Raw genomic sequence first — 13384 nt, forward strand, 5'->3', positions numbered from 1 at the left:
CGCAGGGGGTTAGTGTATCACAGAGCCCAGCTTGAAGATGGGCAGGTACATGGCGACCACCATGCCGCCGACCAGCACCCCGAGGACGACCATGATGACGGGTTCCAGCAGGCTGGTGAGGCCATCGACCATGTCGTCCACCTCTTGTTCGAAGATTGTCGCGACCTTGGAGAGCATGTCGTCGATGGCGCCGGACTCCTCACCTATCATCACCATCTGGATCACCATGTCGGGGAAGAGATCGACGGTGCGCATGGCGACGTTGATCTGCATGCCCGCCACCACTTCGTTGCGGATAGCCATGATGGCGGTGCGATAGACATAGTTGCCGGAGGCACCGGCGGACGAGACCAGCGCATCCACCAGGGGGATGCCGGCGGAGAAGGTGGTGGAGAGGGTACGGGCGAAGCGGGCCATGGCCGCCTTGTGCAGTATCGCTCCGACGATGGGGATGCTGAGCAGGAACTTGTCCGTGTTGTCGCGTACCTTCTGGGAGCTGCGCCAGGCCCGCACGTAGAGGAAGATAGCGAGGCCTATGCCACCGAAGATCACATACCACCAATTCTGCATGAAACGGGATATGCCGATGACAAATTGGGTGAAGATGGGGAGCTCTGCGCCGAAACTCTTGAAGATCTCCTCGAATTGCGGAATGACGAACAGCAGCAGTATGGAGGTGACTATGATGGCCACCAGGATGACCATGGCCGGGTAGAACAGCGCCTTCTTGATCTTGGACTTGAGCGCTTCGCTCTTCTCCCGGTAGGTGGCAATCCTGTCGTAGATGGTCTCCAGGGCTCCGGAATGCTCCCCTGCTTCCACCAGATCGCAGTAGAGGGCATCGAAGTGACGAGGGTGGCGACGCAGCGCCTCGGACATGGGGGTACCTGTCTCCACATCGGCGGCAATCTGCCCAATCAGCTCACGCACTGCTGCCTTTTCATGGCCGCGGGCGATGATCTGCAGGCTCTGCACCAGAGGGACACCGGCAGAGAGCATGGTGGTGATCTGACGGGAGATGACGGCGATGTCCATGGGCTTTATCTTGGCGCCGCCCTTCGAAAACAGACCCTGGCCCTGCTTGCTGACCTTGGTGACGTTGACTCCCTGCTTGCGAAGTTCGGCTTTGACGGTGTTGATGCTGTCAGCCTGCAGCTCACCGGAGATCTTCTGTCCCTTCCGATTGACTCCGTGCCAGCGGAAGGAGAAGACTTTTTTCTGGGCATTCTGTTTGTGCGCTAATGTTGCCATCACTGCATCCTGCAATTGGGCGACGGTGGCCGGGTGATATGGCTTCCAGTCCAGTTCATCTTGGCTTGAAGAGCGTCATCGGAGCCGATGTGATCTAAACCCGATGATCCTGAAAAGCTTCAGTTGGTGGTGATCCTATTTATTTCGGCCAGGCTGGTGATCCCCAGTCGGGCCTTCTCGAGACCAGAGGTTCGCAAGCTGCGCATGCCCTCCTTCTGGGCGATGGCGGCGATCTGCAAGGAGTTGGCTCCCTGCATGATGAGCTTGGCGATATTGTCGGACATCAGCATGATCTCGTAGATGCCGACCCGTCCCCTGTATCCCCCCGAACACTCCTTGCATCCCACGGGTTTGAATAACCGCAATCCTGCGACTAGCTGTTGTTGGCTGAAACCGAGCTCCTGCAGTTCGGCATCGGGCACCATCTCGGGGACCTTGCAGTGCTCACAGAGTTTGCGGGCCAGGCGCTGGGCCATGATGAGGGTCACCGAGGAGGCGATGTTGAAGGCGGGCACCCCCATGTTCATCATCCGGGTCAGGGTTTCTGCCGCCGAGTTGGTATGCAGGGTGGAGAGCACCAGATGGCCGGTCTGGGAGGCCTTGATGGCGATCTCGGCGGTCTCCAGATCCCGGATCTCCCCCACCATGACGATGTCCGGATCCTGGCGCAGGAAGGAGCGCAGGGCGCTTGCGAAGGTGAGACCGGCCTTGGGGTTGATCTGCACCTGATTGACCCCTGGCAAGTTGATCTCCACCGGATCTTCTGCGGTGGAGATGTTGACCTCGTGGGTGTTGAGAATGTTGAGGCCGGTATACAGAGACACCGTCTTGCCAGAGCCGGTGGGACCGGTGACCAGGATCATGCCCTGTGGCTTGGATAGGGCGTTCAGGTATTGGGCTTTCTGCCTCTCATCGAAGCCAAGCTGATCGAGATTGAGGCGAGTCGCTGAGGAGTCCAGCAAGCGGATGACTATCTTCTCCCCCCACATGGTGGGCAGGGTGTTGACCCGCATGTCCATGGATTTGCTGCGGGACAGTTTCAGCTTGATCCTGCCATCCTGCGGCAGGCGCCGCTCTGCAATGTCGAGCTTGGCCATCACCTTGAGGCGGGCCGCGAAGCGGTTGGACAGGTTGACCGGTGGGGTGGCAATCTCGTGCAATATGCCGTCGATGCGAAAGCGGATCCGGTACTTGGCCTCATAGGGCTCGAAATGCAGATCCGAGGCCCCACGCTTGATGGCATCGATCATGATCTTGTGGATGTATTTGACGATGGGGGCATCGTCATCCGCGGTATTGACCCCCTCATCGAGGCGTGAGTCTTCGTGGGAAACCTCTAGTTCAGAGATCTCGGCTTCATCGATATGCGCCACCCCGAGGACGTCCTGCTCACTCTCCATCAACTTGGCGATCGCAGTGGTCAGCTTGATCTCTTCGACCAGCAAGGCCTCGGTGTGCAGCCCGAAGCTGAAGCCGAAATCCTCCAATGCCGACACATTGGTGGGATCCGACATGGCTATATAGAGGGTGTGCCCCTGGGTGTAGATGGGCAGTACGTGGTGCTTTTCAATCAACTTCTGATTGAGGTATTTCTGCGGGATCTCGGCGAGATCGAAGGCGGACAGATCCAGCAGAGGTACCCCATACTCCAGCTCGCAAAAATCGGCGAGCGCCTTGCTGTCGAGAATATCGTTCTCGATCAGAAAGGTCACAAAAGGCTTGCGCTGTGCCTTGGCCTGGCTCAGATAGCGTAGTGAGTCCGGCTCACTGAGGAGGGAAGAGGCGGCCAGGCTGGTGGCCAGGCCGCTATTGGGGCTAGAGGTCATGCGTTAGCAGATACCGGTACTGGTGCAGGTACTACCACTAGCTGCTTGGGCCCAGATAACTTGGCCATTGTTGAATGTCCCTTGCAAAATATAGGTATTTTCTGTGGAGGCAAAGGTAGAGGTTTTACCCGTAGCGGTAATGTTTACAGCTGCACTGCTACCACCAATATTCACGGCAGATACATAGCTATCTACCGAGGATGAGCCACTCACTGCTGCCGGGATACCGTTAGAGCCTGCAGTAAAGCAACTAGCCAAGCTCCCATCTCTTTGCGCACATACTTCGACGGCAGTTTTAAAGGCGCCTGTTGCTGAGACTACCTCCGAAAATTTCGCCTTCTTGGTATAGGTTTGGTACGCAGGCAGGGCGATAGCGGCCAGAATGGCGACGATCGCGACCACTATCATCAATTCAATAAGGGTAAAACCCGACTGTTTCTTCATGTCAAATATCCTTTTTTCCATGGTTCCTGAGAAGTGCCGGTGGAATTCTATCCACACGCCAGTATCTTATCCGAGCGTTTCGGGTTGGCAACAGAGGTTGCCCCCTTGTTAAGCACTTTTCTGCCGTTTCGTGAAAAACATAAGAAAATCAAAGATTAAAAAGCCTCTAATGACTCTTTTTATCGAGGGGAGGGCCCATTTCACACTCCTTATGTCGTGGGATCCTGCATAAAGAAAAGGCGCCTGTGGCGCCTTTTGCAAGTTTCGAGTCCTGTAATATCTGGCAGAGCCGCCAAATGGCGTTGTACCCGCCGGCATCAGACAAAGCGCATCGACAGATCCAGTGCCCGCACATGCTTGGTCAGGGCGCCCACCGAGATAAAGTCGACGCCGGTGGCGGCATAGCTGGCCAGGGTCTCCAGCGTCACATTGCCGGAGACCTCCAGCTTGGCACGGCCCTGGTTCAGGGCAACCGCCTCTTCCATCATGGGCACGTCGAAGTTGTCCAGCATCACTATGTCAGCCAGGGCCGCCAGGGCTTGCTCCAGCTCGGCCAGAGATTCGACCTCCACTTCCACCGGCTTGCCCGGATTGAGGTGGCGAGCCTGGGTGATGGCCTTCTCGATACCGCCACAGGCGAGGATGTGGTTCTCCTTGATGAGATAGGCATCAAACAGGCCGATGCGATGGTTCTTGCCACCGCCGCAGGTGACGGCATATTTCTGTGCACTGCGCAGGCCAGGCAGCGTCTTGCGGGTGTCGAGCAGGCGACAGTCCGTGCCTTCCAGCTCGGCCACGTAGCGGGCGGTGAGGGTGGCCACGCCGCTGAGGGTCTGCACAAAGTTTAATGCGTTGCGCTCGCCGGTCAGCAGCGCCCGGGCCGGGCCGTGGAGGCGGAACAGCTCCTGATTGGGGGAGAGTCTCTCGCCGTCTTGCACCAGCCACTCCACTCTGACTTCGCCGCCGAGCTGGGCAAACACCTCGTCGACCCAGGGCTGGCCGCAGAAGACACCGGCTTCACGGGTGATGACCCGGGCGGTGGAGACGCGATCGGCCGGGATCAGCTGGGCCGTGATGTCGGCGCTGGCATCCGGTTGATCCAGCGCGGTGAGGGCATCGCCCAAGTCTTCGAGTAGTGCGGCGCGCACGGCGCGGCTGATGTCCTGTTGTAGCATGCCTTATTCCTGCAAGGGTCTGAGAAGCAGTTGCCTCTCCTTTTGGCGTAATTCCAGCCGGCCGAGGGCATTCATGCCCACCAGGATCTCTTCCCCGTCGGTGGCCGGATTGATAAAGACGGTCAGATCGTACAAGGTCAGCGGGCCCATCGCCAGGCTTTCGATCCGGCTGGTCTGGACCTGGATCTCCCCGGCGGCTGTCTTGACTCGGCTGAGGCCGGTGGGGGTGAGACCGAGGCGCTCCGCCACCTGGCTTGGTATGGTCACCAGGGTAGCGCCCGTGTCCAGCAGCAGTTGCACCGGCTGACCGTTGATGGCACCCTCCAGACGATAGTGGCCGCTGGCATCGGCCTTGAGCAGCAGATCGCCGTCGGCGGTCACCCTGGGCTTGGCGCTGGAGTAGAAGTAGAGGGTCAGCAGTCCCAACAGGGAGAGCCAGGCCAGCAGCCAGAGCCGGCGTGCCATCGGGTGCATATAGGATCCGGTATCGCGGGATGGGATGCCTCAGCCTAACACAATTTTACCCATGGATTCAGAGGCTTGTTGCCGGTTTTTGACGGGATGAACGAGCCGCCCTGAGTGCCAGTTTCTATCTGGATCGAGTCGACGATGACGCAGCCCATAGCCCTTTTCTCCATAGATGCAGACGGTTGGTGCGAGCAGGCCCGCCGGGTGCCTTCCCCCCATCATAACGAGCGGGTCAGCCCGGATGACGTTTCCCTGCTGGTGGTGCACGGCATCAGCCTGCCCCCCGGCCAGTTTGGCGGCCCCTGGATAGACGATCTCTTCCTGGGCAGGCTGGATCCCGCCGCTCACCCCTATTTCGCCGACATTCATCAGCTAAGGGTCTCGGCGCACTGCCTGATCCGCCGGGACGGCGAGCTGGTGCAGTACGTGCCGTTTGGTGCCCGCGCCTGGCATGCGGGGGTGTCGAGCTGGGAGGGGAGGGAGGCCTGCAACGACTTTTCCATCGGCATCGAACTGGAAGGTACGGACGAGCTGCCCTATTGCGATACCCAGTACGAGGTGCTGGCAGGGCTCAGTCGGGCCATTTCTCGGCACTATCCGTCAATTACCGCTGAACGAATCGTGGGTCACTGCGACATAGCGCCAGGGCGCAAGACGGACCCTGGATCGAGTTTCGAATGGATTCGGTATAAAGGAATGCTCAACTTCTAGCAGCAATCTGCAACATTAGTTTGTGTTTTTAAAATCAATGGCTTGCCTCAGAGGTGAGCCATTTTTCATGCTGTTGGCCAAATGTTACCTGCAAAACGCCCCGAAAATATTGGTCTGACCATTTTCTATGAGCTAGGTCATAAATCCCCTTTTTTACCCCTAAAGCAGTAGCTTTAGATCTTGATGCAGATCATATTTCGGGTGGACTTTTCCCATGCCCTCTGCTAATTTTCGCCCCATTCATAGAATTGGTAATACCAATTTAACAAAGTAGCCCCATGCCCTATATCAAGATTACTCAGCCCAAACTGGCCGACGCCATCGTCGCCGAGCTGGAAAGCATGATTCTGGAAGGCAGCTTGCAGCCGGGGCAGAAATTGCCCCCCGAGCGTGAGCTCGCCATCCAGTTTCAGGTTTCGCGCCCATCCCTGCGCGAAGCCATCCAGCGTTTGGAGGCGAGAGGGCTCTTGTACCGGCGCCAGGGGGGCGGCACCTATGTGCAGAACGCCTTGAGCAAGGGGATTGCGGATCCCCTGTTCGAGCTGCTCAGCACTCACCCGGAAGCCCAGTACGACCTGCTGGAGTTTCGGCACGCGCTGGAAGGCATCTGTGCCTACTATGCCGCGCTGCGGGGAACGGATGCCGATTTCGAGCGTATTCGGCTGGCGCAATCCGCCATCGAAGAGGCTGGCCAGCAAGGGTCGCTGGTGGCCGAATCGGCCGCCGTCACCCAGTTCTATCTGGCGGTGGCCGAGGCCTCCCACAACGTGGTGCTGCTGCACCTGTTGCGGGCCATGGGCCCCATGCTCGAACAGAACATTTTACGAAATAACGAGATTTTGAATCGCCGTCCGGGAGTGGTAGCCAAGATCCGTCGCCATCGTGCGTCACTGATCGAGGCTATCCTGTCGGGGGCTCCGGAGCGGGCCAGGGCTGCTTGTCATGAGCACCTGGCCTTTATCGAGGACACCTTGTTGGATATGCAGAGGGAAGACAGCCGGATCCAGCGATCCATGCGTCGGATCCGTCAGCAGGAAAACTAATCCTAACAAGGCTTTATTGTCGAATTCTTGCGCATCTTAACCGCCGTGCAATAACAATAGGAACCAGCCATGTCTGATATCCTGAAGAACGATGTGGACCCGATAGAAACGCTGGAGTGGCTTGCCTCTCTGGAATCCCTGCTGCGTGAAGAGGGTCCGCAACGCGCTCAGTTCATCCTTGAACAACTGGCCGAGAAAGCCCGCATCAGCGGTGTGGACGTGGCTGAAAAGGCAAATCGCGACTACATCAACACCATCCCTGCCAGCGACGAACCGGCTTACCCGGGCGACCTGGAGATGGAACGTCGCATCCGCGCCATCATCCGCTGGAATGCCATGATGATAGTGCTGCGTGCCTCCAAGAAAGACCTGGACCTCGGCGGTCACATGTCTTCCTTTGCCTCTTCCGCGACCATCTATGAAGTCTGCTACAACCACTTCTTCCGCGCTCGCAGCGAGAAGGACGGTGGCGATCTGGTTTACTTCCAGGGTCACATCTCCCCGGGTATCTACGCCCGTGCATTTGCCGAAGGTCGCCTGACCGAAGAGCAGCTGGACAACTTCCGTCAGGAAGTGGACGGCAAGGGTATCCCTTCCTATCCGCACCCGAAACTGATGCCGGACTTCTGGCAGTTCCCGACCGTTTCCATGGGTCTGGGCCCCATCGCCGCCATCTATCAGGCTCGCTTCCTGAAGTACCTGACCGACCGTGGCATCAAGGATTGCTCCGAGCAGACCGTTTACGCCTTCCTGGGTGACGGCGAGATGGACGAGCCGGAAGCCAAGGGTGCCCTGACCGTTGCCGTGCGCGAAAAGCTCGACAATCTGGTATTCGTGGTCAACTGCAACCTGCAGCGTCTGGACGGCCCCGTTGTCGGTAACGGCAAGGTCATCAACGAGCTGGAAGGCCTGTTCTCCGGCGCCGGCTGGGATGTCACCAAGGTCATCTGGGGTCGCAAGTGGGATGAGCTGCTGAAGAAAGACACGTCCGGCAAGCTGATCCAGCTGATGAACGAGACCGTGGACGGCGACTATCAGACCATGAAGTCCCGTGACGGCGCTTACGTTCGTGAGCACTTCTTCAACCGTTATCCGGAAACCGCCGCGCTGGTCAAAGACATGACCGACGAGGAGATCTTCGCCCTGAACCGCGGTGGTCACGACCCCCGTAAATTGTTCGCCGCCTTCTCCAAGGCCGCAGCGACCAAGGGCAAGCCGACCGTCATCCTGGCCAAGACCATCAAGGGTTATGGCATGGGCGAAGCGGCCGAAGGCAAGAACATCGCTCACCAGGTCAAGAAGATGGATCTGGGCTCAGTGCGTCACCTGCGCGATCGCTTCAACCTGCCGGTCACCGACGAGCAACTGGAAGAGCTGCCGTACCTGAAGATCGAAGAGGGTACCGAAGAGCACAAGTACCTGCACGCCCGTCGTGCCGCGCTGAAGGGCTATGTACCGACCCGTCTGCGCGAGACCACCACCAAGCTGGAAATCCCGGCTCTGGATGCCTTCGGCCCGCTGCTGGGTGAGCAGGCGCGCGAGATCTCCACCACCATGGCGTTCGTGCGTTCTCTGAACGTGATGCTGAAAGACAAGTCCATCGGCAAGCGCATCGTTCCGATCCTGGCTGACGAAGCCCGTACCTTCGGTATGGAAGGTCTGTTCCGTCAGATCGGCATCTACAGCCCGCACGGTCAGCAGTACACCCCGCAAGACCGTGACATCGTCTCCTACTACAAGGAAGACAAGCAGGGTCAGGTTCTGCAAGACGGCATCAACGAGCTGGGCGCCATGTCCTCCTGGCTGGCTGCTGCGACCTCTTACAGCACCAACGACTGCCCGATGATCCCGTTCTACATCTACTACTCCATGTTCGGCTTCCAGCGGATCGGCGACATGGCGTGGGCAGCCGGTGACCAGCAAGCCCGTGGCTTCCTGCTGGGCGCGACCTCCGGTCGTACCACCCTCAACGGCGAAGGTCTGCAGCACGAAGATGGTCACAGCCACATCCTGGCCGGCACCATCCCGAACTGCATCTCCTACGATCCGTCCTACGCCTATGAAGTAGCGGTGATCGTACAGGACGGTCTGCGTCGCATGTACGGTGAGAAGCCGGAGAACGTCTTCTACTACATCACCACCCTGAACGAGAACTACGCCATGCCGGCCATGCCGGAAGGCGCCGAGGAAGGCATCCGCAAGGGTATCTACAAGCTGGAATCCGTGGCCGGTAACAAGGCCAAGGTACAGCTGCTGGGTTGTGGCTCCATCCTGGGTCACGTGCGCACCGCCGCCCAGATCCTGGCCACCGAGTACGGCGTGGGTTCCGACGTGTTCAGCGTGACCTCCTTCAACGAACTGGCCCGTGACGGTCAGGACGCGGATCGCTGGAACATGCTGCACCCGACTGCAGAAGCTCGTGTACCGTACATCGCCACCGTGCTGGGTTCCGAAGCGACCATCGCCGCGACCGACTACATGAAGTCCTTCGCCGATCAGGTGCGTGCCTTCGTACCGACCGAGAACTACCGTGTACTGGGTACCGATGGTTACGGCCGTTCCGACAGCCGTGCCAACCTGCGTCGTCACTTCGAAGTGAACGAGTTCTACGTAGTGGTAGCTGCCCTGACCGAACTGGCCAAGCGTGGCGAGATCGACAAGCAGGTAGTGGCCGACGCCATCGCCAAATACGGCATCGATGCCGACAAGGTTAACCCGCTGCACGCATAAGAGAACGGAGGAGCCGTCCGGCATTGCGCCGGGCGGCTCCTTGCCCGATTCGGTGACAGTAGAAGCAATGGCCGTTATCTGTTTTGGCAGTCGTTCATATGCCGAACGGGCCCTTGCATAGGTTAACGCGACAGACGCGTAAGAGGATAAAGCACAATGTCCAAACAGATTATGGTGCCGGATATCGGTGCCGATGAAGTTGAAGTGACCGAGATCATGGTCGCCGTGGGTGACAAGGTCGAACTGGACCAGTCCCTGATCGCCGTGGAAGGTGACAAAGCCTCCATGGAAGTACCGGCCCCTGCCGCCGGTATCGTCAAAGAGATCCTGATCAAGGTGGGCGACAAGGTTGCCACCGGTTCCCAGATCATGATCTTCGAAGCCGAAGGTGCGGCCGCTGCCGCGCCGGCTCAGGCTGCTGCCCCGGTTGCCGCCGCTGCGCCGGCCGCCCCCGCCACTGCCGCTCGCAAAGACGTGCACGTGCCGGACATCGGTGACGACGAAGTCGAAGTGACCGAGCTGATGGTTGCCGTGGGCGACATGGTCGAAGCCGACCAGTCCATCCTGGCCGTGGAAGGCGACAAAGCCTCCATGGAAGTACCGGCACCGTTCGCGGGCCGCGTGGTCGAGATCAAGGTTGCCGCCGGCGCCAAGGTCTCCACCGGTTCCCTGGTGATGGTATTCGAAGTGGCTGGCGCCGCGCCTGCCGCCGTCGCTGCACCGGTTCAGGCCGCCGCTCCCGTGGCTGCAGCCCCTGCCGTTGCCGCCGCCAAAGACGTCAACGTGCCGGACATCGGCGGTGACGAAGTGGAAGTGACCGAGATCATGGTCGCCGTGGGTGACAAGGTCGAAGCCGACCAGTCCCTGATCGCCGTGGAAGGTGACAAGGCTTCCATGGAAGTGCCTGCGCCGTTCGCCGGTGTGGTCAAAGAGATCAAGGTGAAGGCGGGTGACAAGGTCTCCACCGGATCGCTCATCATGGTATTCGAAGTGGCTGGCGCCGCCCCTGCCGCCGCCCCGGTTGCTCAGACTGCTGCTCCCGTAGCCGCACCTGTTGCTGCCGCTGCGCCGGTTGCTCAGGCCGCCGCTCCTGCTGCTGCCTCTTCTGACTTCGTTGCCAACGATGCCTACGTGCACGCCTCTCCGGCGGTGCGTCGTCTGGCCCGTGAGTTCGGCGTCAACCTGGCCAAGGTGAAAGCCTCCGGTCGCAAGGGTCGCATCGTCAAAGAAGACGTGCAGGCCTATGTGAAGGATGCGGTCAAGCGCGCCGAGTCCGCGCCTGCTGCCGGTACCGGCACTGGCAACGGCATGAGCGTACTGCCGTGGCCGAAGGTGGACTTCAGCAAGTTCGGTCCGGTCGAAGAGCTGGAACTGACCCGGATCCAGAAGATCTCCGGTCCAGCCCTGCACCGCAACTGGGCCATGATCCCGCACGTCACCCAGTTCGACGAAGCCGATACCACAGAGCTGGAAGCGTTCCGCAAAGAGCAGAACATCCTGGCCGAGAAGCAGAAGCTGGACGTGAAGATCACCCCGCTGGTGTTCATCCTGAAGGCGGCCGCCAAGGCCCTGGAAGCGCATCCGCGCTTCTGCAGCGCCCTGTCCGAAGACGGCACCAAGCTGATCATGAAGAAGTACATCCACATCGGTGTGGCGGTAGACACTCCGGGGGGCCTGGTGGTTCCGGTGGTTCGCGACGTCAACAAGAAGGGTATCTTCGAGCTGTCCCGCGATCTGGCCGAGATCTCCAAGAAGGCTCGCGCCGGCAAGCTGACCGCTGCCGACATGCAGGGTGGTTGCTTCACCATCTCCAGCCTTGGCGGCATCGGTGGCACCAGCTTCACACCGATCGTCAATGCGCCGGAAGTGGCCATCCTGGGCGTCTCAAAGTCCGACTTCAAACCGAAGTGGAACGGCAAGGAGTTCGAACCGCGCCTGATGCTGCCGCTGGCCCTGAGCTATGACCACCGCGTCATCGACGGCGCCGACGGTGCTCGCTTCATCACCACCCTGAGTGGTGTGTTGTCCGACATTCGTCGACTGGTCCTGTAAGTGAGAGGGTGGGCCCAAAGCCCACCCTTTCTACTTCTCATTTCATTAACAGGATTGTAAACTTGCCCCGTTTTTTTCACGGCTGCAGCCGCCTTGTCTGGCATAAGACTGTGCTGTCCGGGGATATAAGAACGACAAAGAGGTCATGATGAGTAAAGAAATCAAAACCCAGGTCGTAGTACTGGGTGCTGGCCCTGCCGGTTATTCCGCTGCCTTCCGCGCCGCTGATTTGGGTCTGGATACCATTATCGTCGAGCGTTACTCCACCCTGGGTGGCGTCTGCCTGAACGTGGGCTGCATCCCGTCCAAGGCGCTGCTGCACGTTGCCAAAGTGATCGAAGAAGCCAAGGCGCTGGCCGAGCACGGCATCGTCTTCGGTGCCCCCCAGACCGACATCGACAAGGTGCGTCTGTGGAAAAAGAAGGTCATCAACCAGCTGACTGGCGGTCTGGCCGGCATGGCCAAGATGCGTAAAGTCCAGGTCGTGAACGGCTTCGGCAAGTTCACCGGCCCGAACACCCTGGAAGTGGAAGGTGCCGACGGCAAGACCACTGTCACCTTCGACAACGCCATCATCGCCGCGGGTTCCCGCCCGGTGAAGCTGCCCTTCATCCCCCATGAAGATCCGCGCGTATGGGACTCTACCGATGCGCTGGAACTGACTACCGTACCGGGCAAGCTGCTGGTCATCGGTGGCGGCATCATCGGCCTGGAGATGGGTACCGTGTACTCCTCCCTGGGTTCCGAGATCGACGTGGTGGAGTTTGCCGACCAACTGGTTCCGGCTGCCGACAAAGACATCGTCAAGATCTACACCAAGCGCGTTGCCAAGAAATTCAACATCATGCTGGAGACTAAGGTCACCGCAGTTGAAGCCCGTGCTGACGGCCTGTACGTCTCCTACGAAGGCAAGCACGCCCCGGCCGAGCCGGTACGTTACGACAACGTGCTGGTCGCCGTCGGCCGTGTGCCGAACGGCAAGATGCTGGATGCCGAGAAGGCTGGCGTCACTGTGACCGAGCGCGGTTTCATCGAGGTGGACAAGCAACTGCGTACCAACGTGGCTCACATCCATGCCATCGGTGACATCGTCGGCCAGCCGATGCTGGCTCACAAGGGTGTGCACGAAGGCCACGTGGCGGCCGAAGTCATCGCCGGCAAGAAGCACTACTTCGACCCGAAAGTGATCCCGTCCATCGCCTACACAGAGCCAGAGATGGCCTGGGTCGGTCTGACCGAGAAGGAAGCCAAGCAACAGGGCCTGAACTTCGAAGTCGCCACCTTCCCCTGGGCAGCCTCTGGCCGTGCCATCGCCTCCGACTGTGCCGACGGCATGACCAAGCTGATCTTCGACAAGGAGAGCGGCCGCGTCATCGGTGGTGCCATCGTGGGTACCAACGGCGGGGAACTGCTGGGTGAGATCGGTCTGGCCATCGAGATGGGTGCGGACGCCGAAGACATAGCGCTGACCATCCACGCTCACCCGACTCTGCACGAGTCCGTGGGTCTGGCCGCCGAAGTGTTCGAAGGCTCCATCACCGACCTGCCGAACGCCAAGGCCAAGAAGAAGAAATAAACCCCTTCTTCCTGCCGATAAAAAGCCGCTCCCTGGAGCGGCTTTTTTGTTTTATGAGGGCAAAAGAGATTTGTTCGAGGCTGTTTGCTATGCTGAGACCTGTCATCC

General features: G+C 59.4%; 10 protein-coding genes. 5 read left to right on the forward strand and 5 right to left on the reverse strand.

Annotated features, from left to right (window positions below; all coding sequences use genetic code 11):
- Positions 1 to 9 precede the first annotated feature (9 nt).
- The 5 genes from ACT5M9_RS14380 to ACT5M9_RS14400 form a co-directional block, all read right to left on the reverse strand.
- Entirely contained in the window at positions 10 to 1251 is a 1242-nt protein-coding gene (locus ACT5M9_RS14380; RefSeq protein ID WP_457982138.1) for a type II secretion system F family protein, read from the reverse strand.
- 119 nt (positions 1252 to 1370) lie between these two features.
- Positions 1371 to 3077, reverse strand: coding sequence for a PilB family type IVa pilus assembly ATPase TapB (gene tapB / locus ACT5M9_RS14385; RefSeq protein ID WP_457982139.1), 1707 nt, complete (start codon positions 3075 to 3077; stop codon positions 1371 to 1373).
- Between the two features lie 3 nt (positions 3078 to 3080).
- Positions 3081 to 3521, reverse strand: coding sequence for a pilin (locus ACT5M9_RS14390; protein ID WP_457982141.1), 441 nt, complete (start codon positions 3519 to 3521; stop codon positions 3081 to 3083).
- A 317-nt stretch (positions 3522 to 3838) separates the two neighbouring features.
- Positions 3839 to 4696 (reverse strand): carboxylating nicotinate-nucleotide diphosphorylase, encoded by an 858-nt coding sequence (gene nadC, locus ACT5M9_RS14395; protein ID WP_457982143.1) that lies wholly within the window; start codon positions 4694 to 4696, stop codon positions 3839 to 3841.
- Between the two features lie 3 nt (positions 4697 to 4699).
- Positions 4700 to 5170, reverse strand: coding sequence for a retropepsin-like aspartic protease family protein (locus ACT5M9_RS14400; RefSeq protein WP_457982144.1), 471 nt, complete (start codon positions 5168 to 5170; stop codon positions 4700 to 4702).
- A 135-nt stretch (positions 5171 to 5305) separates the two neighbouring features.
- On the opposite strand from ACT5M9_RS14400, the gene ampD reads away from it, so the two are divergent.
- The 5 genes from ampD (at position 5306) to lpdA (ending at position 13276) form a co-directional block, all read left to right on the forward strand.
- A complete protein-coding gene (ampD, locus tag ACT5M9_RS14405; protein ID WP_457982145.1) occupies positions 5306 to 5875 on the forward strand; it encodes a 1,6-anhydro-N-acetylmuramyl-L-alanine amidase AmpD in 570 nt (189 codons plus the stop codon).
- 278 nt (positions 5876 to 6153) lie between these two features.
- On the forward strand, positions 6154 to 6918 hold the full coding sequence (gene pdhR, locus ACT5M9_RS14410) for a pyruvate dehydrogenase complex transcriptional repressor PdhR (RefSeq protein ID WP_438549373.1): 765 nt from the start codon (positions 6154 to 6156) through the stop codon (positions 6916 to 6918).
- Positions 6919 to 6987: 69 nt separating this feature from the next.
- Entirely contained in the window at positions 6988 to 9648 is a 2661-nt protein-coding gene (aceE, locus tag ACT5M9_RS14415) for a pyruvate dehydrogenase (acetyl-transferring), homodimeric type (protein WP_457982146.1), read from the forward strand.
- Positions 9649 to 9804: 156 nt separating this feature from the next.
- On the forward strand, positions 9805 to 11700 hold the full coding sequence (aceF, locus tag ACT5M9_RS14420; protein WP_457982148.1) for a pyruvate dehydrogenase complex dihydrolipoyllysine-residue acetyltransferase: 1896 nt from the start codon (positions 9805 to 9807) through the stop codon (positions 11698 to 11700).
- A 148-nt stretch (positions 11701 to 11848) separates the two neighbouring features.
- Complete coding sequence (gene lpdA, locus ACT5M9_RS14425; protein WP_457982149.1) at positions 11849 to 13276, forward strand: dihydrolipoyl dehydrogenase; 1428 nt, start codon at positions 11849 to 11851, stop codon at positions 13274 to 13276.
- Positions 13277 to 13384 lie beyond the last annotated feature (108 nt).

Source organism: Aeromonas sp. AE23HZ002T15, from assembly GCF_054165525.2.